22 protein-coding genes are annotated in these 21,570 nt (G+C 55.1%); 15 read left to right on the forward strand and 7 right to left on the reverse strand.

Going from position 1 to position 21,570, the window contains the following annotated elements; all coding sequences use genetic code 11:
• Positions 1–228 precede the first annotated feature (228 nt).
• The 6 genes from acnB to ACUTQ5_RS14095 all read left to right on the forward strand — a co-directional run bounded on the left by acnB (position 229) and on the right by ACUTQ5_RS14095 (position 7,628).
• Positions 229–2,826: a bifunctional aconitate hydratase 2/2-methylisocitrate dehydratase gene (acnB, locus tag ACUTQ5_RS14070; protein WP_445651772.1), complete on the forward strand. Its 2,598-nt coding sequence runs from the start codon at positions 229–231 to the stop codon at positions 2,824–2,826.
• Between the two features lie 263 nt (positions 2,827–3,089).
• The gene (gene yacL / locus ACUTQ5_RS14075; RefSeq protein ID WP_445651773.1) at positions 3,090–3,452 is read left to right on the forward strand and encodes a protein YacL; all 363 of its coding nucleotides are present in this window, start codon (positions 3,090–3,092) and stop codon (positions 3,450–3,452) included.
• A 206-nt stretch (positions 3,453–3,658) separates the two neighbouring features.
• Positions 3,659–4,615: a 2-keto-3-deoxygluconate permease 1 gene (locus ACUTQ5_RS14080; RefSeq protein WP_445651774.1), complete on the forward strand. Its 957-nt coding sequence runs from the start codon at positions 3,659–3,661 to the stop codon at positions 4,613–4,615.
• Positions 4,612–5,883 carry a D-threonate kinase gene (gene dtnK, locus ACUTQ5_RS14085; protein WP_445651775.1) on the forward strand — a complete coding sequence of 424 codons (1,272 nt, stop codon included), beginning with the start codon at positions 4,612–4,614 and terminating at the stop codon, positions 5,881–5,883. The genes ACUTQ5_RS14080 and dtnK overlap by 4 nt, the downstream gene beginning before the upstream one ends.
• On the forward strand, positions 5,843–6,856 hold the full coding sequence (locus ACUTQ5_RS14090; protein WP_445651776.1) for a D-threonate 4-phosphate dehydrogenase: 1,014 nt from the start codon (positions 5,843–5,845) through the stop codon (positions 6,854–6,856). Before dtnK ends, ACUTQ5_RS14090 begins: the two co-directional genes overlap by 41 nt.
• Positions 6,857–6,869: 13 nt before the next feature.
• Complete coding sequence (locus ACUTQ5_RS14095; RefSeq protein ID WP_445651777.1) at positions 6,870–7,628, forward strand: DeoR/GlpR family DNA-binding transcription regulator; 759 nt, start codon at positions 6,870–6,872, stop codon at positions 7,626–7,628.
• A gap of 56 nt (positions 7,629–7,684) precedes the next feature.
• Here the strand turns inward: ACUTQ5_RS14095 and speD are convergent, their stop codons facing one another.
• From speD to ACUTQ5_RS14110, 3 genes are all read right to left on the reverse strand, one after another.
• Entirely contained in the window at positions 7,685–8,479 is a 795-nt protein-coding gene (speD, locus tag ACUTQ5_RS14100; protein WP_445651778.1) for an adenosylmethionine decarboxylase, read from the reverse strand.
• Positions 8,480–8,633: 154 nt separating this feature from the next.
• On the reverse strand, positions 8,634–9,494 hold the full coding sequence (gene speE / locus ACUTQ5_RS14105) for a polyamine aminopropyltransferase (protein ID WP_445651779.1): 861 nt from the start codon (positions 9,492–9,494) through the stop codon (positions 8,634–8,636).
• A 110-nt stretch (positions 9,495–9,604) separates the two neighbouring features.
• Positions 9,605–9,952 (reverse strand): YacC family pilotin-like protein, encoded by a 348-nt coding sequence (locus tag ACUTQ5_RS14110; protein ID WP_445651874.1) that lies wholly within the window; start codon positions 9,950–9,952, stop codon positions 9,605–9,607.
• Between the two features lie 221 nt (positions 9,953–10,173).
• On the opposite strand from ACUTQ5_RS14110, the gene cueO reads away from it, so the two are divergent.
• The 4 genes from cueO (at position 10,174) to hpt (ending at position 13,077) form a co-directional block, all read left to right on the forward strand.
• Positions 10,174–11,841 carry a multicopper oxidase CueO gene (cueO, locus tag ACUTQ5_RS14115; protein WP_445651780.1) on the forward strand — a complete coding sequence of 556 codons (1,668 nt, stop codon included), beginning with the start codon at positions 10,174–10,176 and terminating at the stop codon, positions 11,839–11,841.
• Positions 11,842–11,949: 108 nt separating this feature from the next.
• Positions 11,950–12,141 (forward strand): type II toxin-antitoxin system RelB family antitoxin, encoded by a 192-nt coding sequence (gene relB / locus ACUTQ5_RS14120; protein ID WP_445651875.1) that lies wholly within the window; start codon positions 11,950–11,952, stop codon positions 12,139–12,141.
• Positions 12,141–12,404 (forward strand): type II toxin-antitoxin system RelE/ParE family toxin, encoded by a 264-nt coding sequence (locus ACUTQ5_RS14125; protein WP_445651781.1) that lies wholly within the window; start codon positions 12,141–12,143, stop codon positions 12,402–12,404. The genes relB and ACUTQ5_RS14125 overlap by 1 nt, the downstream gene beginning before the upstream one ends.
• Before the next feature lie 136 nt (positions 12,405–12,540).
• On the forward strand, positions 12,541–13,077 hold the full coding sequence (hpt, locus tag ACUTQ5_RS14130; RefSeq protein ID WP_012146700.1) for a hypoxanthine phosphoribosyltransferase: 537 nt from the start codon (positions 12,541–12,543) through the stop codon (positions 13,075–13,077).
• 37 nt (positions 13,078–13,114) lie between these two features.
• On the opposite strand, the gene can is transcribed toward hpt, so the two are convergent.
• Complete coding sequence (gene can / locus ACUTQ5_RS14135) at positions 13,115–13,771, reverse strand: carbonate dehydratase (protein ID WP_261092549.1); 657 nt, start codon at positions 13,769–13,771, stop codon at positions 13,115–13,117.
• A 236-nt stretch (positions 13,772–14,007) separates the two neighbouring features.
• Here can and ACUTQ5_RS14140 point away from each other — a divergent pair, with 236 nt between their 5' ends.
• The 3 genes from ACUTQ5_RS14140 (at position 14,008) to ACUTQ5_RS14150 (ending at position 17,146) form a co-directional block, all read left to right on the forward strand.
• Complete coding sequence (locus ACUTQ5_RS14140) at positions 14,008–14,931, forward strand: ABC transporter ATP-binding protein (protein ID WP_012146698.1); 924 nt, start codon at positions 14,008–14,010, stop codon at positions 14,929–14,931.
• Positions 14,928–15,698: an ABC transporter permease gene (locus ACUTQ5_RS14145; RefSeq protein WP_012146697.1), complete on the forward strand. Its 771-nt coding sequence runs from the start codon at positions 14,928–14,930 to the stop codon at positions 15,696–15,698. The genes ACUTQ5_RS14140 and ACUTQ5_RS14145 overlap by 4 nt, the downstream gene beginning before the upstream one ends.
• 167 nt (positions 15,699–15,865) lie before the next feature.
• Positions 15,866–17,146 carry a polysaccharide deacetylase family protein gene (locus tag ACUTQ5_RS14150; RefSeq protein WP_445651782.1) on the forward strand — a complete coding sequence of 427 codons (1,281 nt, stop codon included), beginning with the start codon at positions 15,866–15,868 and terminating at the stop codon, positions 17,144–17,146.
• A 39-nt stretch (positions 17,147–17,185) separates the two neighbouring features.
• On the opposite strand, the gene panD is transcribed toward ACUTQ5_RS14150, so the two are convergent.
• The 3 genes from panD to panB form a co-directional block, all read right to left on the reverse strand.
• Entirely contained in the window at positions 17,186–17,566 is a 381-nt protein-coding gene (gene panD, locus ACUTQ5_RS14155; RefSeq protein ID WP_012146695.1) for an aspartate 1-decarboxylase, read from the reverse strand.
• 124 nt (positions 17,567–17,690) lie between these two features.
• Positions 17,691–18,545, reverse strand: coding sequence for a pantoate--beta-alanine ligase (gene panC, locus ACUTQ5_RS14160; protein ID WP_445651783.1), 855 nt, complete (start codon positions 18,543–18,545; stop codon positions 17,691–17,693).
• Between the two features lie 24 nt (positions 18,546–18,569).
• Positions 18,570–19,364 carry a 3-methyl-2-oxobutanoate hydroxymethyltransferase gene (panB, locus tag ACUTQ5_RS14165; RefSeq protein ID WP_445651784.1) on the reverse strand — a complete coding sequence of 265 codons (795 nt, stop codon included), beginning with the start codon at positions 19,362–19,364 and terminating at the stop codon, positions 18,570–18,572.
• Between the two features lie 169 nt (positions 19,365–19,533).
• Between panB and qseB the strand changes: the two genes are divergently transcribed.
• Together qseB and qseC are read left to right on the forward strand one after the other, a co-directional pair.
• Positions 19,534–20,196 carry a quorum sensing response regulator transcription factor QseB gene (gene qseB, locus ACUTQ5_RS14170; RefSeq protein ID WP_445651785.1) on the forward strand — a complete coding sequence of 221 codons (663 nt, stop codon included), beginning with the start codon at positions 19,534–19,536 and terminating at the stop codon, positions 20,194–20,196.
• Positions 20,193–21,563: a quorum sensing histidine kinase QseC gene (qseC, locus tag ACUTQ5_RS14175; protein WP_445651786.1), complete on the forward strand. Its 1,371-nt coding sequence runs from the start codon at positions 20,193–20,195 to the stop codon at positions 21,561–21,563. The genes qseB and qseC overlap by 4 nt, the downstream gene beginning before the upstream one ends.
• Positions 21,564–21,570: the final 7 nt, after the last annotated feature.

Below are 21,570 nucleotides of genomic sequence, written 5' to 3' on the forward strand. Positions count from 1 at the left end.
GCAGTGCCCCGTCAGGATCAATGGCATCAACACCGTGCGCTAAACCCGGTTTGAAGAGTTACCCTATGGCTTTCAAGTTGCAGTTAGGCGCCCAGCTCGTTCATCCCCAGGTGCTTACTCAGGTAAGTAACTGGGGATGAACGAGCGCAGGTAACAACACTGCGGCTTGAAAGACGACGGGTATAAACGCCAGGCACAATAAATGACAATGTGAGCGAGGAGAAAGTCGTGCTAGAAGAATACCGTAAGCACGTAGCCGAGCGTGCTGCAGAGGGCATCGTCCCTAAGCCATTAGATGCAACGCAAATGGCAGCGCTGGTTGAATCATTAAAAAATCCGCCAAAAGGCGAAGAAGAATTTCTGTTAGACCTGCTGATTAACCGTGTACCGCCAGGCGTCGACGAAGCCGCCTATGTCAAAGCCGGTTTTCTGGCAGCCATCGCCAAAAGCGAAGCAACCTCTCCCCTGATTACCCCTGAGAAAGCCATTGAACTGCTGGGCACCATGCAGGGCGGCTATAACATTCATCCGCTGATCGACGCGCTGGATAACGAAAAGCTGGCACCGATTGCCGCCAAGGCGTTGTCCCATACGCTGCTGATGTTTGACAACTTCTATGACGTAGAAGAAAAGGCCAAAGCGGGTAATCCACACGCCAAACAGATCATGCAGTCCTGGGCTGATGCCGAGTGGTATCTTTCACGCCCTAAACTGGCGGAAAAAATCACCGTAACCGTGTTCAAAGTCACCGGCGAAACCAATACCGATGATCTGTCACCGGCACCGGATGCCTGGTCGCGCCCGGATATCCCGTTGCACGCCCTGGCGATGCTGAAAAACGAACGTGAAGGCATAGTGCCGGATCAGCCGGGCAGCGTTGGCCCGATCAAGCAGATTGAACTACTGAACAAAAAAGGCTTCCCACTGGCCTACGTTGGTGACGTGGTTGGTACCGGTTCTTCCCGTAAGTCCGCCACCAACTCGGTGCTGTGGTTTATGGGCGACGACATCCCGCACGTGCCTAACAAGCGCGGCGGCGGGGTGGTGCTGGGGGGCAAAATTGCGCCTATCTTCTTCAACACCATGGAAGATGCCGGTGCACTACCGATTGAAGTGGACGTTAATGACCTGAACATGGGCGACGTTATTGACATTTACCCGTACAAAGGTGAAGTGCGTAACCATGAAACCGGTGAACTGATTGCCAACTTCGAACTGAAAACCGACGTGCTGCTCGACGAAGTGCGCGCCGGTGGCCGTATCCCACTGATCATCGGCCGTGGCCTGACTACAAAAGCTCGCGAATCTTTGGGCCTGCCGCATAGCGATGTGTTCCGCATTGCCAAAGAAGTGGCCGCCAGTAACAAAGGTTTCTCGCTGGCGCAGAAAATGGTTGGCCGCGCCTGTGGCGTTGCCGGCGTGCGTCCGGGGGAATACTGCGAGCCGAAGATGACCTCCGTCGGTTCTCAGGACACCACCGGCCCGATGACCCGTGATGAGCTGAAAGACCTGGCTTGCCTGGGCTTCTCCGCCGATCTGGTGATGCAGTCGTTCTGCCACACTGCCGCGTACCCGAAACCGGTTGATGTGACCACTCACCATACGCTGCCGGACTTTATCATGAACCGTGGTGGCGTCTCGCTGCGTCCTGGCGATGGTGTTATCCACTCCTGGCTGAACCGCATGCTGCTGCCGGATACCGTAGGCACCGGCGGTGACTCCCACACCCGTTTCCCAATCGGTATCTCTTTCCCGGCGGGTTCCGGCCTGGTTGCCTTTGCCGCTGCTACCGGCGTGATGCCGCTGGATATGCCTGAGTCGGTGCTGGTGCGCTTCAAAGGCAAGATGCAGCCTGGCATTACTCTGCGTGACCTGGTGCATGCAATCCCTTACTACGCCATTCAGCAGGGCCTGCTGACGGTTGAGAAGAAGGGCAAGAAGAACATCTTCTCCGGCCGTATTCTGGAAATTGAAGGCTTGCCGGAGCTGAAAGTTGAGCAGGCATTCGAACTGACTGATGCGTCGGCCGAACGTTCCGCTGCCGGCTGTACCATCAAGCTGGATAAGGCACCGATTGAAGAGTATCTGAACTCCAACATCGTGCTGCTGAAGTGGATGATCTCCGAAGGTTACGGCGACCGTCGTACTCTGGAGCGTCGCATTCAGGGCATGCAAAAATGGCTGGCGGATCCGCAACTGCTGGAAGGCGATGCGGATGCAGAATACGCTGCGGTGATCGACATCGATCTGGCAGAGATCACTCAGCCAATCCTGTGCGCACCTAACGATCCGGACGATGCGCGTTTGCTGTCTGATGTGGCCAACAGCAAGATCGATGAAGTGTTCATCGGCTCCTGTATGACCAACATCGGCCACTTCCGTGCTGCCGGCAAGCTGCTGGATCAGCACAAAGGCCAGTTGCCGACCCGTCTGTGGGTGGCACCGCCAACCAAGATGGACGCAGCTCAGTTGACCGAAGAGGGTTACTACAGCGTATTCGGCAAGAGCGGTGCGCGCATCGAGATCCCAGGTTGTTCACTGTGCATGGGTAACCAGGCACGTGTGGCCGACGGTGCGACGGTAGTTTCCACCTCGACCCGTAACTTCCCGAACCGTTTGGGTACTGGCGCTAACGTCTATCTGGCGTCTGCAGAACTGGCGGCGGTGGCTTCATTGCTGGGCCGTCTGCCAACGCCGGACGAGTACCAGACGTACATGGCACAGGTCGATAAGTCAGCGGCGGATACCTACCGTTATCTGAACTTTGACCAACTGGGTCAGTACACTGAAAAAGCCGACGGCGTGATCTTCCAAACCGCCGTTTAAGCCGCGTTACCCTAAATAATTCGGGTTGCGGCAAGGCGGCAACTGAATGAATCCCCGGGAGTTTGGTCGACCAAATGACCGGGGCGAATAAAGGCGGTCAACGCCGTTGCAATTCGAAGAATGATGGGTAATATTGCGCAACTGTTCAACGGGAGGCCTTGGCCTCCCGTTTTATTTTTCTCAGTTGCCAACTTTGCGAGCGTTCACTGAGTTAGTCATGAATTAATGTTTACACTAAGAGAAAGGGCTCAGGAGGGCGTGCTATGGATTACGAATTTCTGCGTGACGTGACCGGACAGGTGATCGTCAGATTTTCGATGGGGCATGAGGCGATTGGCCACTGGATCAACGAAGAACTCAAAGGCAACTTCAACCTGCTCGATCGCATCGAAGCCGGTGCGGCGCAAGTGAAGGGCAGTGAGCGTCAATGGCAGTTGGAAGGTCATGAATACACGTTGCTGATGGACGGGGAGGAAGTGATGATCCGCGCTAACCTGTTGGAGTTCGAGGGCGATGAGATGGAGGAGGGGATGAATTACTATGACGAAGAAAGCCTCTCATTCTGCGGCGTCGAAGACTTTTTGCAGGTATTGAAGGCCTACCGCACCTTTATGCTGAACTACTGATTTTCCAACGGGCGCGGTATGTAGCGCCCCTGCATGGTAAACCTTAGGTGGCCGATTCTCGGCCGCCTTTCCTTTCCCCTAAAATGACTAAATAAAATCAAATAATCACAATGTTGATTTTTTAATCTGCGACACAGCGCGCATTTGTTATTTTTTGATTCAATACAATCATTTTGATTAAAATAAATCAAAATGACGAGGGTAGGATGAAAATTAAGGCGGCAATAGAGAAAATCCCTGGGGGGATGATGGTCGTCCCACTGGTACTTGGCGCAATGATCAACACCTTTGCTCCACAGGCGCTGGATATCGGCGGTTTCACCACGGCATTGTTCAAAAACGGCGCTGCGCCGTTGATTGGTGCTTTCCTACTGTGCATGGGGGCTGGGATCAGCTTTAAAGCGGCTCCGCAGGCTCTGCTGCAAGGTGGCACCATCACCCTGACCAAACTGCTGGTTGCCATGGCGCTAGGATTGGGGGTTGAACATCTGTTTGGTGCGGAGGGCATTTTCGGCCTGACCGGCGTGGCAATCATTGCTGCGATGAGCAACTCCAACGGTGGCCTGTATGCGGCGCTGGTGGGGGAGTTTGGTAATGAGCGGGACGTGGGGGCGATCTCCATCCTGTCACTGAATGACGGGCCGTTCTTCACCATGATCGCGCTTGGAGCGGCAGGGATGGCGAATATTCCCCTGATGGCGTTGGTTGCCGTTCTGGTTCCTCTGCTGGTCGGGATGATGCTGGGTAATCTGGACCATCAGATGCGTGACTTCCTTACCAAAGGTGGCCCGATCCTGATCCCATTCTTTGCCTTCGCGCTCGGTGCTGGCATCAATCTGGAAATGCTGCTGCAAGGTGGTATGGCTGGGATCTTGCTCGGCGTGTTGACCACCTTTGTTGGCGGTTTCTTTAACATTCGCGCCGATCGGTTGGTGGGGGGCTCAGGTATCGCGGGTGCTGCGGCATCAAGCACCGCAGGTAATGCGGTAGCGACGCCATTGGCGATTGCCCAAGCGGACCCTTCGTTGGCCAGTGTTGCGACGGCGGCAGCCCCGTTGATTGCCGCTTCGGTGATCACCACCGCCATTCTGACTCCGATACTCAGTTCTTGGGTCGCGAAGCGTAATGCCGCGAAAAACGCAGCGCTGGAGGAGGCGGCATGAAAATGATCGTGATTGCTGATGACTTTACCGGGGCCAATGACACCGGTGTGCAACTGGCAAAAAAGGGAGCACGTACCGACGTGCTGCTCAACGAGTTGCCGCAGTCTACCCGACGCAAGGATGTGTTGGTGATCAACACCGAAAGCCGGGCGTTACTTCCTGACATGGCCAGGGCCAAGGTTAGCGAAGCCCTGAAGCCTTACTGTCAAAGTGATACGCCGCCTCTGGTATATAAAAAGATCGACTCGACCTTTCGCGGCAATGTAGGGGCAGAGGTCGAGGCGGCGATGCTTGCCAGCGGTGCACAGTTGGCTATTGTTGCCGCTGCCATCCCCGCTGCGGGCCGGGTAACGCTCAATGGTGAATGCCGGGTTCACGGCGTGCCGCTGGTGGAAACCGAGTTCGCCAGCGATCCGAAAACGCCAATCGTCTCTTCTCATATCAAGACGTTGATTGGTTTGCAGACCGCCTATCCGATCCACGAGTTGGATTTGCAAACGGTACGCAGCGGCAAGCTGGGCAGTGAATTACCCCGCTTGAGCCAGAACGGGCCAGCAATCGTGGTCGTGGATGCCGAAACCGATGGCGATTTGGCGCAATTAGCACAGGCAATCCAGCAGCTCAACTGCCGTTATCTACTGGTGGGCGCGGCGGGGTTGGCAAATGCACTGCCAGCCAACAGCTATCTGGCCACTCGCCAGCGCCTACCTGTGCTGGTGGTTGCGGGTTCGATGAGCGAAGCCACCCGGCAGCAGATTGTGTTTGCAGCTGAAGAAAAGTCGCTCGGCATTCTGGATATTAATGTCGAAGGCTTGTTGCAGCCGGACAGCCAGACCGCGGTAGATGAAATTATTCGCCAGGCGGCCTGTGTGCTGCGGGATCGGCAACACTGCGTGTTACGCACCTGTCGGGATGCTGATGCCCGCCAGGTGATCGAGACGCTGTGTGAAAAGTATGACCTCTCGCGCCAGCAATTAGGCGACAAAATCAGCCAGACGCTGGGCGCAATCACTTTGTCGATCATCAATCAGGCCCAGATTGGCGGCCTGTTCCTGACCGGTGGCGATATCGCTATTGCCGTCGCCAGAGCGTTAGGCGCGGAAGGATATCGGATCACCAGCGAAGTGGCGCCTTGTGTACCTTGCGGAACGTTCGTCAACAGCGAGATCGACGATCTGCCGGTGATCACCAAAGCCGGCGGATTTGGCAGCGCATCAACGCTACGGGATGCACTTTATTATATTGAGGAGATGTACAGTGGCAAATAACACGATTGCGGTCACCATGGGCGATCCGGCAGGCATCGGGCCAGAGATTATCATCAAGGCGCTGTCTGAAGGCGAGCTGGCGGGAACGCCAGCGGTCGTGGTGGGCTGTCTGCAAACGTTGCAACGCATACAGGCGTTGGGGATCGTGCCAAAAGTGGAATTGAGGCCGATCCTGCAAGTTTCGCAGGCTCGCTTTGCGCCCGGTATTATCAACGTCATTGATGAACCGCTAGAGGACCCCGCAGCGCTGACACCAGGGAAAGTGCAGGCACAGGCGGGCGATCTGGCTTACCGATGCGTAAAGCGTGCTACCGAACTGGCAATGGCCGGAGAGGTCATGGCCATTGCTACCGCGCCGTTAAACAAGGAGGCGCTGCATCTGGCCGGGCATCTGTACCCAGGTCATACGGAGCTGCTGGCAACGCTGACCAACAGCCGCGATTACGCCATGGTGCTGTATACCGACAAGTTGAAGGTGATCCATGTTTCAACCCATATCGCCCTGCGTAAATTCCTCGACACGCTGAGTGCCGAACGTATTGAAACGGTGGTGGCGATGGCGGACGCCTTCCTCAAACGCGTTGGTTTTAAACAGCCAAGGATCGCGGTGGCCGGGGTTAACCCCCATGCGGGTGAAAATGGCCTGTTTGGCGATGAAGAGATCAACATCGTCAGCCCGGCGATTGCGGCAATGAAACAACGTGGAATTGATGTTACAGGCCCATGCCCACCGGATACCGTGTTCTTGCAGGCTTACGAGGGGCACTACGATATGGTGGTCGCCATGTATCACGATCAGGGGCATATTCCGCTCAAGCTGTTGGGCTTCTATGATGGAGTTAACATCACGGCAGGCCTGCCATTTATCCGGACTTCTGCCGACCACGGCACCGCGTTTGATATTGCCTGGACAGGTAAAGCCAAGTCTGAGAGCATGGCTATCTCGATTCAATTAGCCACTCAGTTGGCGTGATAGCGCGGACGTCATGAAGCCAAAAACTCGCCAGGACCAGATTCTGGAATACCTCAAAGCCCATAATCTGGTCACGGTTGAGCAATTGGTCAGCGCTATCGATGCTTCTCCTGCCACCATCCGGCGCGATTTGATCAAGCTGGATGAGCAGGGGATCATCAACCGCAGCCATGGCGGTGTGGCCCTCAACCGCTTTATCCCCGCACAGCCCACCACCAATGAAAAGCAGCTGCGTAATCCGCAGGAGAAGCGGGCGATCGCCCAGTATGCTGCAACGATGGTTAAAGCTGGAGATGCGGTAGTGCTGGATGCAGGCACCACCATGCTGGAACTGGCGCGGCACTTGACTCACCTCCCGCTGCGGGTGATCACCGCCGATCTGCATATCGCCCTGTTCCTCTCTGGTTTTAAACAGATCGAAGTGACCATCATCGGTGGCCGGATTGATGACAGCAGCCAGTCCTGTGTCGGCGATCACGGGCGTAGACTGTTGCGTGGGATCTACCCGGATATTGCGTTTGTCAGCTGTAACTCGTGGAGTATTGAGAAAGGCATTACTACCCCAACCGAAGAGAAGGTGGGTCTGAAGCAGGATCTGATGGCCAATGCACGCCAGCGGGTGTTGCTGGCAGACAGCAGCAAGTACGAGGCTTACTCGTTATTCTGTGTGACCCCACTTGGCAACCTGACGGATATCGTTACCGATAAGGCGTTGCCTGCCACCGTTCAACGTCAACTGACCGATCTACCCGGTGGCCTGCATTTGGTATAACGCTCAGCGCAATGTATTGAATCTCCAGGGGCGCTGCATAAAGCGCCCGCCAGCGATTACAGGTGTGGGATGTTCCGTCCGTAATAGATTTCCTGCATCTCTTTCCACAGCAGATCGGTAATCTTTTTACGTTCGGCGGCACTCAGCGCATCCGGTTTGGCATTAAACAGGTAGTGCTTCAGATCGAAATCCTTCAGCAACATCTTGGTATGGAAGATGTTCTCCTGATAAACATTCACGTCCATCATGTGGTACAGCGCCTTCATATCATCAGACATAAAGTTCTGGATCGAATTGATCTCATGATCGATGTAATGCTTCACGCCATTCACGTCGCGGGTAAAACCGCGCACGCGGTAGTCCATGGTAACGATGTCGGATTCCAACTGATGGATCAGGTAATTCAGCGCTTTCAGCGGTGAGATTACGCCGCAGGTCGATACTTCGATATCGGCGCGGAAAGTGCACAAACCGCCTTCCGGATGGCTCTCCGGATAGGTGTGAACGCAGATGTGGCTCTTGTCCAGGTGCGCAACCACCGTTTTTGACAGTGGGCCTGGGTGCTCCGAGGTATCGACATCGTTCGGATCCATCGGTTCTTCACTGACCAGAATGGTGACGCTGGCTCCCTGAGGCTCATAGTCCTGGCGGGCGATATTCAGAATATTGGCGCCAATGATCGAGCAGGTCTCGCTCAGGATCTCGGTCAGGCGATTGGCGTTGTATTGTTCGTCAATGTAGGCGATATAGCCAGCGCGGTCATCCGCAGTTTTGGCGTAACAAATATCGTAAATACAAAAACTCAGGCTCTTGGTCAGGTTGTTAAAGCCGTGCAGTTTTAGCTTTTGCAATTTGGTTCACCTCCTTATCTTCTCGCTTAACGTGTAACGTTCATTCCCGGCATACTTGAAGCTGCCTCTGCGTTGGCTGTGCTCGTTCACCCGAATCACTTACAGGAGTAAGCTCCTCGGGGTTCGCTCACTGGCCGCCTTGATGCAACTCCAATTATTTTGGGCATAGTGCGTTGAGCAAATACTGCGGCAGAGCAAAGCTGCCCGCGTGAATTGCCGGGTTGTAATAACGACAGTTTAAGCCGCTTTGATGAAAGCGATGTTGCAGCGTTGTCAGATCAAGCTGACGCAGAGTCGGATCCTGACTCGCCCAGGCGAAGGTCATGATGCCACCGTAATAGGTCGGAATTGCCGCCTGATAGAAGCTGACGTCATTGAAGTACTGGCTCAGCCTGGTGTGGCTATTGACCGCTTCGTCTTGCTGCAGGAAGCACACGCCGTTCTGCGCAACAAAAATGCCGCCCTCGTTCAGGCAGCGTGCGCAGCCTTCGTAGAAAGCTGAGGTGAACAGGCTTTCGCCGGGGCCGATGGGATCGGTACAGTCAGAGATAATCACATCGAATTTTTCATCGGTCTGATTAACAAAGTTGACGCCGTCGTCGATCACCAGCTTGAAGCGTGGGTCGTCGTAAGCACCGGCATTGTGGTTGGGCAGATATTGGCGGCAGAACTCGACCACACCGGCGTCGATTTCAACCATGGTGATCTGCTCTACGCCCTGATGGCGTCTGACTTCGCGCAGCATGGCGCCGTCGCCACCACCGATGATCAGCACCTTCTTCGCCTGGCCGTGAGCCAGCAGCGGGATGTGGGTCATCATTTCGTGATAGATAAACTCATCGCGCTCGGTGGTTTGTACCACGCCGTCGAGCGCCATCACGCGCCCCAGAACCGGGTTTTCAAAAATCACCAAATCCTGATGCTCGGTCTTCTCACGATACAGTACGTTCTCTACCGAGAAGTACTGGCCGAAGTTGGCATGCAGCGTTTCATACCAAATTTCTTTCTGGGTCATGTGCGGGGACTCCGTAATAACAGCCATGAAAAATTGGCGCAACATCATAGCTAACTCTGCCTGGTGATGCACGGCTGAATTTCAAACAGAGGTAGCGCAAGGCGGGAGGATTAGTTGGCGTATGCCAGCAGGCTCAGCGAGTCGCGTGCCAGGGATTTGCATTTATTGGGGGTAGGGATGGCGATCCCACTGAGATCGCGATAGCTGTCTTCACCCAGCGCATTCATATTAAAACTATTATAGTTGGTCAGATCCCAACGGTTTTGCTGAGCAAAATAAACGATGGCGCGCTTGATTTGGGCATTGGGCAAGTCGTTGTAGCCGCAGTCGTTTTTCAAATAAATAAAGACCGCCGTCAGATCGGCCAGATCTTCCGCTTCAGACTCATTCAGCGCCAGACTGGCGTTGGAGAACCCCAGCATGGTGAGCAACAGCACCAGTAACGTTGTTTTTTTCATCATGAAAATAGACCTTTTTATTGTCCACAGACGTTATCACACTTGCCTGTAAAGGCACCAAATTTTATTACCTGTAGGTAACATAACCGGCAGCAAAGGCTTGACCTTCCGCTAAGGGGAGGGTTTAGGCTGTGAACAGATCAATCTATACCCATACTCTTTCAAGTTGCGGTGCAGCTTGTGCCGCATTAAGTGTCGAACACTGAAAAAGGGAGTCAGCGATGTTACGCCGTGATTTTATCAAACTGACCGCTGCGCTGGGCGCGGCAAGTGCTTTACCCATGTGGAGCCGGGGCCTGTGGGCCGCTGAGCTGCCAGCGTTGCCGATCCCGCCGCTGCTGATGCCGGACGCTCAAGGGAACATTGCGCTAGCGCTGCAAACTGGAGAAATGAACTGGCTGCCGGGTAGGGCTACCCAAACCTGGGGAGTTAATGGTGCGTTATTGGGGCCTGCGGTGCGATTGCAGCGCGGCAAGCCGGTGACGGTGGATATTCGCAATGGCTTGCCGGAGGCCAGTACCGTTCACTGGCACGGCCTGGAAATCCCCGGTGACGTTGATGGCGGCCCGCAGGCACTAATTCAGCCAGGCACCACGCGCAGGGTGCAATTCACAGTTGAACAGCCCGCCGCCACCTGCTGGTTCCATCCGCACACTCACGGCAAGACCGGTCAGCAAGTGATGATGGGCCTGGCGGGGTTGGTACTGCTGGAAGACGATGAGAGCAGTAAGTTGCCGCTACCGAAAACCTGGGGGCAGGATGATATTCCGGTGATCCTGCAGGACAAGCGGCTGGGTAAAGATGCACAGATTGAATACCAACTGGACGTAATGAGTGCCGCAGTAGGCTGGTTTGGTGACCGTATGTTCACCAACGGCGCCCAGTACCCACGGCATGTGGCACCGCGCGGTTGGCTGCGTTTGCGTTTCCTCAACGGTTGTAACGCGCGTTCACTGAATCTGGCAACCAGCGATAATCGTCCGCTCTACGTGATTGCCAGCGACGGTGGTTTTTTGGCCGAGCCGGTCAAGCTGACCGAACTGCCGATGCTGATGGGCGAACGCTTTGAAGTGCTGGTGGATGCCTCCGACGGTAAACCCTTCGATATTGTTACGCTGCCGGTTAAACAGATGGGCATGACGCTGGCCCCGTTCGACCAGCCGCTGCCGGTATTACATATTCAGCCTTCGCTGGCGCAGGGTATCAAGAGCATGCCGGACAGCCTGGTCAAATTGCCTGCAATACCGGCGGTAAGCGGGATCCAGGAACGCTGGTTGCAACTGATGATGAACCCGCAGTTGGATAAGCTGGGTATGCAGGCATTGATGGATCGTTACGGTCATCAGGCCATGGCCGGCATGAGCATGGATCACGGCAGCATGCCTAAAGACAATGGTGATATGGCCGGCATGAAAGGCATGGACCATGGCAGTATGAAGGGGATGGACCATGGCAGTATGAAGGGGATGGACCATGGTAGTATGAAGGGGATGGACCACGGCAATATGAAAGGGATGGATCATGGTGCCAAACCGTTCGACTTCAGTCACGGCAACATGATCAACGGCAAGGCCTTCGACATGACCAAGCCGATGTTTGAAGCCAAGCGCGGCAAATACGAAAAATGGACCATTTCGGGTGAGGGCGACATGATGCTGCATCCGTTCCATATTCACGGCACCCAGTTCCGCATCCTGTCGGAAAACGGCAAACCTCCGGCAGCTCACCGCAGCGGCTGGAAAGACACCGTGCGGGTCGAAGGTTGGCGCAGTGAAGTATTGGTACGCTTTGATCACCCGGCCAATAGCGATCATGCCTATATGGCCCACTGCCACCTGTTGGAACATGAAGATACCGGCATGATGCTGGGCTTTACCGTAACCGACTGATTCAACCCACGCTGGAAAAAACTGGCGGCGCACTCGCGTCGCCAGCGCTTGGTTTGGCCATAGGAAGTGGCTATGCTGTTTAAAATTTCAGCTAAGGAGGGGGGCATTATGCCGACAAAATTGGACCCTATTGTCTCAGAGTTTGAAACTCAAGAGCAGGCTGACAGCTATGACCGTTGGTTTCGCAGCCAGGTTGAGGCAGCAATCAATAGTCGTGCGCCTTTGATTCCTCATGATGAAGTCATGGCAGGGGCCCGCAACATTATCGAAGAAGCTAAAGCCAAAAGAAAATCAGCCTGATGCTGACCGTCAAATGGACTGACGAGGCAAAAACGGGGTTATATACCCTGCTCGCTTTTATCGCGGAACAAAATCCAGTTGCCGCTGAGTCGCTGATGCAGCGTATAGAAGAGTCGGTAATTCCAGTAACTGAACATCCTTATTTGTTTCGATCTGGCCGCGTAGCAGGAACTCGTGAAATAGTGGTACACCCAAATTACATCGTGATTTATCGCGTATTGGCGGAGTATATCGAGGTACTAAGTGTGCTTCATGCCCGTTAGGAATACCCTCGAGCTATACCCTAAACTTAGTCGATACGCAGTTCCGGTAGAATAACCAGGCGGCGGACTCGCGTCGCCAGCGGCTGCAGGCTATGCTAAACTCTGCGCCCTTCTTCCGGCAACTGACCTGAAACCTATGAAACACACTGTAGAAGTAATGATTTCCGAGCAGGAAGTTAAGACCCGTATCGCCGAACTTGGCCGCCAGATTACCGAAGATTACCGCGATAGCGGCAGTGATATGGTGCTGGTCGGGCTGCTGCGCGGCTCCTTTATGTTCATGGCCGATCTATGTCGCACCATTGAGGTGCCGCATGAGGTCGACTTTATGACCGCCTCCAGCTACGGCAGCGGTATGTCCACCACCCGTGACGTAAAAATTCTCAAGGATTTGGATGAAGACATCCGTGGCAAAGACGTCCTGATCGTCGAAGACATCATTGACTCAGGCAATACGCTGAATAAAGTGCGCGAAATTCTGGCGTTGCGCGGGCCGAAATCGCTGGCGATTTGTACCCTGCTGGATAAGCCTGAACGACGTGAAGTCGAAGTGCCGGTTGAGTACGTGGGCTTCCCGATCCCGGACGAGTTTGTGGTGGGTTACGGCATCGACTATGCTCAGCGTTATCGCCATTTGCCGTACGTGGGTAAAGTGGTACTGCTGGACGAGTAATATGCGGTAGGCGCGGTAAACCGCGCCTCTGACAGGATTAAATCCCCTTATCCTGCTGCAAGGTGGCCATCGCCTTGCGATAGCCCATCTCCAGGCTCTCGCGGCTGGTGGCGACCACTTCAAGATCGCGCAAGCGCCCGTCCTGAATGCCGTACACCCAACCGTGAATCATCACTTTTTGGCCGCGTTTCCATGCTGATTGCATGATTGTGGAATGGCCCAGGTTGTAGACCTGCTCAATCACGTTGATTTCACAGAGTACGTCGAGGCGTTTTTCCGGCTCCAGTTCGCCCAGCAGTGAGCTGTGCTTGTACCACAGGTCACGGATGTGCAGCAGCCAGTTGTTGATCAGCCCCAGTTCCGGATTCTCAACCGCGGCTTCTACACCACCGCAGCCCAGGTGGCCGCAGATAATGATATGCTCAACTTCCAGTACATCGACGGCGTACTGCACCACCGACAGGCAGTTTAAATCGGTGTGAATTACCAGGTTGGCCACGTTACGGTGAACAAAGAGTTCACCCGGCTCCAGCCCGGTCAGTCTTTCCGCGGGAACGCGGCTGTCTGAACAACCTATCCATAAAAAGCGAGGCTTTTGCGCCTGGGCTAAACGTTCAAAAAAGTCCGGGTCTTCCTTGCTGATATTAGCTGACCAGGTATGGTTATTAGCGATAAGCTTTTCGATTTCGTTCATGGAAGTTATAGGCCTGTAACGAGCAGATTGCGTTGGGGTAATATAAGACAAGCGTCACAATTTGGATATCGGAACAGTTATGCGAGAGGATATTCAGCCACTTTTTATACAGTAAGGCGGGATGGAACCTGGATTTTCCGCACGGATTTGCCTCAGTGAAAACGCTGCTGATGATAACATCACCTTCATTACAAGACGCAGCAGCATACTCATCGTCACAAGGTACTTTTTAGCTTATGAATTATGCACTGGAAATAGCGCAGTTGACCAAGACTTACGCCGGTGGCGTCAAGGCATTGCGCGGGATCGATCTGAACGTCGAGGCAGGGGATTTCTACGCCTTGCTGGGGCCGAACGGCGCTGGAAAATCCACTACCATCGGCATTATCAGTTCGCTGGTCAATAAGACGTCCGGCAGCGTGCGGGTGTTCGGCTACGACATCGATAAAGACATCGTCAACGCCAAGCGCCAACTCGGGCTGGTGCCGCAGGAATTCAACTTTAACCCGTTCGAAACCGTGATGCAGATTGTGGTCAATCAGGCCGGCTACTATGGCGTTACCCGTCGTGAGGCATTGGTGCGGGCGGAAAAATACCTGACCCAGTTGGATCTGTGGGGCAAGCGCGACGAACGCGCCCGCATGTTATCTGGTGGGATGAAGCGCCGACTGATGATCGCTCGTGCATTGATGCATCAGCCAAAATTGCTGATCCTCGACGAACCGACCGCTGGGGTAGATATCGAGTTGCGCCGCTCGATGTGGGGCTTCCTGAAAGAGCTTAATGCTCAGGGCACCACCATTATTCTTACCACTCACTATCTGGAAGAGGCAGAAATGCTGTGCCGCAATATCGGCATTATCCAGAACGGTGAGCTGGTGGAGAACACCTCGATGAAAGGCCTGTTGGCCAAGCTGAAGTCTGAAACCTTCATCCTCGATCTGGCGGCGAAAAGCCCGTTGCCGAAGCTGGACGGTTACCGCCATCGCCTGACGGATACCTCAACGCTGGAAGTGGAAGTGATGCGCGAACAGGGTCTGAATGGCCTGTTTGCCCAGCTCAGTGCGCAGGGCGTTCAGGTACTGAGCATGCGTAACAAGGCTAACCGGCTGGAAGAGCTGTTTGTCACCCTGGTTAACGGTAATGGAGAAAAAGCATGATGCGTTTGTATTGGGTGGCCTTGCAGAGCATCTGGGCCAAAGAGATCAACCGTTTTGCCCGCATCTGGATCCAGACGCTGGTGCCGCCGGTGATCACCATGACGCTGTATTTCATCATCTTCGGCAACCTGATTGGTTCACGCATCGGTGAGATGCACGGTTTTGATTACATGCAGTTTATTGTTCCCGGCCTGATTATGATGGCGGTGATCACCAACTCATACGCCAACGTCGCGTCATCGTTCTTCAGCGCCAAATTCCAGCGCAATATCGAAGAGTTGCTGGTGGCGCCGGTACCGACGCACGTGGTGATTGCCGGTTACGTCGGTGGTGGCGTAGCGCGCGGTATTTGCGTCGGCGTGCTGGTGACCGTGATTTCGCTGTTCTTCGTGCCTTTGCAGGTACATGCCTGGTGGGTGATTGTCGCCACGCTGCTGCTGACGGCGATTTTGTTCTCGCTGGCGGGGCTGATCAACGCGGTGTTTGCCACGACCTTTGATGATATCAGCCTGATCCCGACCTTCGTGCTGACGCCGCTGACCTACCTGGGCGGGGTGTTTTACTCACTGACGCTGCTGCCGCCGTTCTGGCAGGCGGTGTCCAAACTGAACCCGATTGTCTACATGATCAGCGGATTCCGCTATGGCTTCCTGGGCATCAGCGACGTGCCGTTGACGCTGACCATGACGGTGCTGGTGGCGTTCATTGCGGTGTTCTACCTGCTGTCCTGGTACCTGATTGAGCGCGGTCGCGGTCTGCGTACCTGATTGACCCGCGTCCCCGGGCATCGCGTACGGGGACGCTTTTCTTGACCTGAAGCAAGCCGCCTGTAAATCTATAGAATTGCTCAAATAACCCCTTTATCCCCGCCATTCAAATCGTGCTATGCTGGCGCTCCACATTTTCTCCATTTTGTTATTACGCGAACATAATCATGCGCTCTCAACACAAGGTAGCGGCTGGGCTGATCGGCATCCTGATGTCACTGGTCGCCCCGGCAAGCCTGGCAAATTTGTTGTCGGAAGACAGTGCCGTTAAATCCGAATATATGGAAGCGCAACGCGACAGTGAAGTTTATTCGCTGATTGGCGAGCATGTTATTCCTGTCGGTGAAGTGAAGCAGGGGCAACTGATCCAGGTGTTCCCGGCGGATGCGGAATATTACGAGTTCAAATTCGGCCATGGCACGGGTTTTATTGATAAAGACGACGTGCGAGAGCTTAAAAAATCACGCAAGGTGAAAGACTCTCTGGGGGAGTTGAATAAACCGCTGACTAACCAGAACCTGATCACGCAGAAGGCGATCAACGTCTATACCGATGCGGATAACACCAGCGATGTGTTTGGCATACTGGAACAGAACCTGCGCTACCCAATCATCGGCAAGCTGAAAGATCGGCTCAACAACACCTGGTATGAGGTCAACATTGGCGATCGCCTGGGTTATATCAGCGAGCTGGACTGCGAGATTGACACCGGTATACCGATACTGACCTATCATCATTTGCTGAAAAATGAAGAGAACAAGCGCTTCCGCCATACCTCGACGACCACCTCTGACGTGGCGTTCAGTAACCAGATGACCTATCTGAAGCAGGCGGGCTACGACACCATTTCCCTGTATCAGTTGGAAGCCTACCTGAAAAACCAGATCAATCTGCCGGGCAGGGCGGTGGTGCTGACATTTGATGACGGCCTGAAGTCGGTCTATCGCTATGCTTACCCGGTATTGAAGAACTACGGCTTGCGCGCCACGGCGTTTATTATTTCTTCACGCATCAAGCGCCATCCACAGAAGTGGAACCCAGACTCGCTGCAGTTTATGAGCATTTCCGAGTTGAAGCAGATTCAGGACGTGTTCGACGTGCAGTCGCATACCCATTTCCTGCATCGTACCGACGGTAATCGTCAACCGATCCTGCTGAGCCGTTCGCTACACAATATTGAATTCGATTTTGAGCACTCACGCCGCGCGCTGTCGCAATTTAATCCGTATGTGCTGTATGTCTCCTACCCATTTGGCGGCTACAATCAGCGGGCGATACAGGCTGCGAAAGACGCCGGTTTTCATCTGGCGGTGACCACGGTGCAGGGCAAAGTGAAACCGGGGGATAACCCCTATACGCTGAAACGGCTGTATATTCTGCGCACCGACTCGATTCAGACCATGGCGGACAGAATAGCCAACAAGCCAGGAACGCTGGTGGTGCAATAATCAGAAAGGAACGGGCGCCGACAGCGCCCGTTTTTACTTTTACGCGACCTGAACCGGCACGGCTTTCGCCTTGCGCTGCAGGTGGTTGTCACCCTCGAAGTAACCAACTTTTGGGCGGTGCTGGCGGGCATCTGCATCGCTCATCTGTACGTAAGAGCAGATGATCAGTTTGTCGCCCACGCAGGCGCAGCGTGCTGCCGCACCATTGACCGAAATAATGCGCGAACCGCGTTCGGCGGCGATGGCATAGGTTGAGAAACGCTGGCCGTTATCAACGTTATAAATATCGATAGCTTCATATTCCAGAATGCCTGCGGCTTCCAGAAAGTCCTGATCGATGGCGCAGGAGCCTTCATAGTGCAAGTCGGCCTGAGTCACTTTCACCCGATGCAGCTTGCCTTGCAGCATAGTACGTATCATAGCTTTACCTAATATAGAGAGGCGATTGGGTTAAACATCCATACCGAGATGTATCGTCACCGATAAGCCCGAAATTGTCTACTGTCGGGCTGGTTGTAATGGTGACGATTGCACGAAAAATGACCTACAGCGTCAGGTCAACCTGCTGGTTGTCGATCAACCGCGCTTTACCCAACCAGGCGGCCATTAACACCACTGCACGTTGGCTTTCAACGCCCAGCGGTTGCAGGCTGTCGGCGTCACGGATAAACAACTCGTCTGGGGTGAAACCGGCGCTGCGCAGGTGCTTTGCGGTTTGTTCCAGCAGTTCGTCAACGTGGCGTTCACCATTGCTGAGCTGTTCGGCCAGCGCGTTCATGATTTTGCTGAGCTGCGGCGCGATTTTCCGCTCTTCGGCGGTCAGGTAACCGTTGCGCGAACTGAGCGCCAGACCATCTTTGGCGCGTACTGTCGGTACGCCAACAATGTCGATGTCGTAGCCCATATCCGCCACCATCTTGCGGATCAGCGCCAGTTGCTGATAGTCCTTCTCGCCAAAACAGGCCAGATCCGGCTGCACCAGATTGAACAGCTTGCTGACAATGGTGGCGACGCCGCGGTAGTGGCCCGGACGGCTGGCGCCTTCCAGCATGGTGGAAATACCCGGTACGTCGACATAGGTTTGCTGTTCCAGCCCCTGCGGATAGACATCAGCCGGCGCGGGTGCGAACACCAGTTCGACACCGCGGCGGGTTAGTTTTTCGCTGTCTTCCTGCAGGGTGCGTGGGTAACTGGCAAGATCTTCAGGGCGTTCGAATTGCATCGGATTGACGAAAATACTGACGACCACGACATCGGCACGCGCGCGGGCTTCATCAATAAGCTGCATATGACCTTCGTGCAGGTTACCCATGGTCGGCACCAGCGCGATGCGTTTCCCATCCTGACGCCAGCGGCGGATCTGCTGACGCAACAGCGGCAGGGTTTCGATAATTACCATTCCATAACTCCTAACGCGGACACTTTAGTTGAAAGAGTGCTCTTCAGCGGGGTAAATGCCTTGCTCTACGTCCTGAATATATTGTTGCACCGCCGAGCGGATATCGCCGCTCTGTGCCAGGAAGTTTTTAGCGAATTTTGGCGTGTGGCCACCGGTAATACCGAAGGCGTCGTGCATCACCAGGATCTGCCCATCAGTGACGTTACCGGCACCAATGCCGATCACCGGAATGGTCATGGCTTCAGTGACCTTGCGTGCCAGTTCGGTTGGGACGCACTCCAGCACCAGTAGTTGGATGCCGGCCAGCTCCAGATTTTTTGCATCTTCCAGCAGTTGCTTGGCGGCAAGTTCATCGCGGCCTTGCACCTTGTAGCCACCGAATACGTTGACTGACTGCGGCGTCAGACCGAGATGGCCGCAGACCGGCACTGCGCGTTCGGTGAGAGTTTTCACCGTTTCACACAGCCAACTGCCGCCTTCCAGTTTCACCATATTGGCACCGGCCTGCATCAGCTCGGCAGCATTGGCGCAGGCCAACTGTGGGGTGGCATAGCTCATAAAGGGCAGGTCGGCCAACAACAGACAAGTCGGAGCACCCCGGCGTACGGCACGGGTATGATAGGCGATATCGGCGACGGTGACCGGTAGGGTGGAGTCGTGGCCCTGCAGCGTCATGCCCAGTGAATCGCCCACCAGCAGCACTTTAACGCCTTGCTCTTCAAACAGTTTGGCAAAGCTGGCATCGTAGGCAGTGAGGGAAGCAAACTTGCGCTGTTCCTGCTTCCACTGGCGCAAATGGGTCACGGTGGTGGGTTTCATCACTACGTCTCCTGAATAGAGCCGCGCGGCGTACGCAGGGCCCTGGCTACAAAAAAGTGCAGTCATTCTACTGTAACCCTAACGGGGTGGGTAGCGCAGATCATAATGCTTAAGCGGTTCTTAAGAACCTTGTGGTGTAATGGGCGGCAATGACTAAAAAAGGACGCACATGCGAATTCTGCTGATAGAAGATGACAAGTTAATCGGCGACGGGATCAAGGCCGGGCTGACCAAACTCGGCTTTAATCTGGACTGGTTTACCGATGGACTGGTCGGCAAAAATGCGCTGGAAAGCGCGCCTTACGATGCGGTGATCCTCGACCTGAGCCTGCCGGGCCTCGATGGCCTGGATCTGTTGCGTCAGTGGCGGCAGGCTGGCCATGACGTGCCGGTGCTGATCCTGACCGCGCGTGATGCACTGGAGCAACGGGTCAGCGGCCTGCAAAGCGGTGCCGATGATTACCTGTGCAAACCTTTTGCCCTGGCGGAGGTTGCCGCGCGCCTGCAGGCATTGATCCGCCGTCGTCACGGCCAACTGATGCCGCAACTGGTCCATGGCAATGTGGTGTTCGATACCGCCACCCGTAGCGTGAGCTGCAACGGTGAGCAGGTCACGCTGACCCCGCGTGAATTGGCGGTGCTGGAGCTGTTTTTGCATAACAGGGGACGGGTATTGGCGCGACCACTGATCCAGGAAAAACTGTACAACTGGGACGACGAAGTCAGCAGCAACGCGGTGGAGGTGCATATCCATCATCTGCGGCGCAAGCTGGGTAACGGTTTTATCCGTACCATTCACGGCGTGGGTTATACGCTGGGGGACAACGCGTGAAACATCTGAGTCTGCGGTTGAGATTGATCCTGATTTTCAGCCTGCTGGCGTTATTGACCTGGTGCGCTGCCAGCCTGGTGGCGTGGAAGATGAGCCGTAATACCATCAATGAAGTCTTCGATACCCAGCAGATGCTGTTTGCCAAACGGCTGGCAACCGCCAACCTGGGCGATCTATTGGCAGACGAGAGCGTGCGCAGCCTGCCGAAAACCAAAAAACTGGTGCGCCACGGCAAGCGTGGCGAGCAGGATGATGATGCGCTGGCATTCGCCATTTTCGACCGCAACGGCAAGATGCTGCTCAACGACGGGGAGAACGGTGCGGATTTCCGTTTTGACGGCGACCGTGACGGTTTCACCGACGGAGAACGCAAGGGCGATGACGACAGTTGGCGGCTGCTGTGGCTGACCAGTCCAGATGGACGTTATCGCATTGTGGTGGGGCAGGAGTGGGATTATCGCCACGATATGGCATTGGGTATGGTGACCGGGCAACTGGTGCCCTGGCTGGTGACGCTGCCGATGCTGATGCTGCTGATTGCGCTGATGGTCGGGCGCGAGCTACGGCCATTACGCACCGTCGCTGCCGGGCTGCGTAAGCGCGCACCGGACGATGCCACGCCGCTGGATGCCGGCCAGGTACCGACCGAAGTCCGGCCACTGGTCGATGCGCTTAATGCTCTGTTTAGCCGAATCAATGCGCTATTGGTACGTGAGCGACGTTTTACTTCTGACGCCGCCCACGAACTGCGCAGCCCGTTGGCGGCGTTGCGGGTGCAAACGGAAGTGGTACAACTGGCCGGTGATGACGAGCAGATGCGCGAGCATGCGCTGGGTAATCTGACGGTGGGTATCGATCGCGCCACCCGACTGGTGGATCAACTGCTGACGCTGTCGCGGCTGGACTCCCTGTCAGACCTCGCCGAGCTGGAAGCTGCCGACTGGGGCCAACTGGTGCCGATGACGTTGGCCGAGCAGGATCGTCATGCACATGCGGCCGGTGTCACGTTGCGTTACGAACAGCAGGGCACTCCGGCGCTGATACAGGGGCAAGCGTTGCTGCTGTCGCTGCTGGTGCGCAATCTGGTGGATAATGCGGTGCGTTACACCCCGGCGGGCGGTACTGTCACGGTGAGGCTGACAGAACGCCTGCTGACGATCGAGGATAATGGCCCGGGAGTGACGACGGAACATCTGAAGCGGTTGGGGGAGCGTTTTTATCGTCCACCGGGTCAGGAACAGACCGGTAGTGGCTTGGGGTTGTCAATTGTGCAACGCATCGCCACTTTGCACGGACTGCGGGTTAGCTTCGCCAATCGGCCTGAAGGGGGCTTTGTTGCTCAGGTAGCGCTGTCGGGCACTTTGTAGGTCCTGC

Source organism: Serratia sp. NA_112.1, assembly GCF_052691715.1.

Excerpts from the sequence above, each read along its gene's own strand:
- yacL (WP_445651773.1), top strand. The coding sequence starts at position 3,090 with ATGGATTACGAATTTCTGCGTGACGTGACCGGACAGGTGATCGTCAGA.
- ACUTQ5_RS14080 (WP_445651774.1), top strand. The coding sequence starts at position 3,659 with ATGAAAATTAAGGCGGCAATAGAGAAAATCCCTGGGGGGATGATGGTC.
- dtnK (WP_445651775.1), top strand. The coding sequence starts at position 4,612 with ATGAAAATGATCGTGATTGCTGATGACTTTACCGGGGCCAATGACACC.
- ACUTQ5_RS14090 (WP_445651776.1), top strand. The coding sequence starts at position 5,843 with ATGCACTTTATTATATTGAGGAGATGTACAGTGGCAAATAACACGATT.
- ACUTQ5_RS14095 (WP_445651777.1), top strand. The coding sequence starts at position 6,870 with ATGAAGCCAAAAACTCGCCAGGACCAGATTCTGGAATACCTCAAAGCC.
- speE (WP_445651779.1), bottom strand. The coding sequence starts at position 9,494 with ATGACCCAGAAAGAAATTTGGTATGAAACGCTGCATGCCAACTTCGGC.
- ACUTQ5_RS14110 (WP_445651874.1), bottom strand. The coding sequence starts at position 9,952 with ATGAAAAAAACAACGTTACTGGTGCTGTTGCTCACCATGCTGGGGTTC.
- cueO (WP_445651780.1), top strand. The coding sequence starts at position 10,174 with ATGTTACGCCGTGATTTTATCAAACTGACCGCTGCGCTGGGCGCGGCA.
- relB (WP_445651875.1), top strand. The coding sequence starts at position 11,950 with ATGCCGACAAAATTGGACCCTATTGTCTCAGAGTTTGAAACTCAAGAG.
- ACUTQ5_RS14125 (WP_445651781.1), top strand. The coding sequence starts at position 12,141 with ATGCTGACCGTCAAATGGACTGACGAGGCAAAAACGGGGTTATATACC.
- hpt (WP_012146700.1), top strand. The coding sequence starts at position 12,541 with ATGAAACACACTGTAGAAGTAATGATTTCCGAGCAGGAAGTTAAGACC.
- can (WP_261092549.1), bottom strand. The coding sequence starts at position 13,771 with ATGAACGAAATCGAAAAGCTTATCGCTAATAACCATACCTGGTCAGCT.
- ACUTQ5_RS14140 (WP_012146698.1), top strand. The coding sequence starts at position 14,008 with ATGAATTATGCACTGGAAATAGCGCAGTTGACCAAGACTTACGCCGGT.
- ACUTQ5_RS14145 (WP_012146697.1), top strand. The coding sequence starts at position 14,928 with ATGATGCGTTTGTATTGGGTGGCCTTGCAGAGCATCTGGGCCAAAGAG.
- ACUTQ5_RS14150 (WP_445651782.1), top strand. The coding sequence starts at position 15,866 with ATGCGCTCTCAACACAAGGTAGCGGCTGGGCTGATCGGCATCCTGATG.
- panD (WP_012146695.1), bottom strand. The coding sequence starts at position 17,566 with ATGATACGTACTATGCTGCAAGGCAAGCTGCATCGGGTGAAAGTGACT.
- panC (WP_445651783.1), bottom strand. The coding sequence starts at position 18,545 with ATGGTAATTATCGAAACCCTGCCGCTGTTGCGTCAGCAGATCCGCCGC.
- panB (WP_445651784.1), bottom strand. The coding sequence starts at position 19,364 with ATGAAACCCACCACCGTGACCCATTTGCGCCAGTGGAAGCAGGAACAG.
- qseB (WP_445651785.1), top strand. The coding sequence starts at position 19,534 with ATGCGAATTCTGCTGATAGAAGATGACAAGTTAATCGGCGACGGGATC.